The 550-nt window shown below is 59.8% G+C and carries 1 protein-coding gene; it reads left to right on the forward strand.

Annotated elements, in window-relative coordinates; genetic code table 11:
- Positions 1–550 (forward strand): efflux RND transporter permease subunit (locus tag ACFSE6_RS18910; protein WP_388011150.1); only part of this gene is annotated, 550 nt, incomplete at both ends.

Raw genomic sequence — 550 nt, forward strand, 5'->3', positions numbered from 1 at the left:
CTTTCCCATTGAAACCGCCATCGCGGGCGTCCCGGGGCTGAATTATACCCGCTCGATCTCGCGCTATGGCCTGTCCCAGGTAACCGTGGTGTTCGAGGATGGCACCGACATCTTCTTCGCACGCCAGCAGGTGAACGAACGCATCCAGTCGGCCAAATCGCAACTGCCGCCCGGAATCGAGCCGCAACTCGGCCCGCTCGCAACGGGTCTTGGCGAAATCTATATGTATGCGGTCGAACCCAAAAAGGGTGCGCGCAAACCCGATGGTTCCGAATGGACGGCTATCGAACTGCGAACGCTATCTGACTGGGTGGTCCGCCCGCAGATGCGGACGATCCCCGGCGTTGCCGAAGTCAACACCATCGGCGGCTACACCAAGCAATATCATGTGACGCCTAACCCGCAGCAATTGGCGGCGCTCAAATTGTCGCTGACCGACATTGTGGATGCGCTTGAGGGCAATAATGCTAACAAGGGCGCGGGCTATGTCGAGCGTGCGGGCGAACAAATCCTGTTCCGCGTGCCGGGTCAGGCCAAGGACGAGACCGAT

It is taken from the genome of Georgenia deserti (genome assembly GCF_042680605.1).
Taxonomy (GTDB): domain Bacteria; phylum Actinomycetota; class Actinomycetes; order Actinomycetales; family Actinomycetaceae; genus Allobogoriella; species Allobogoriella deserti.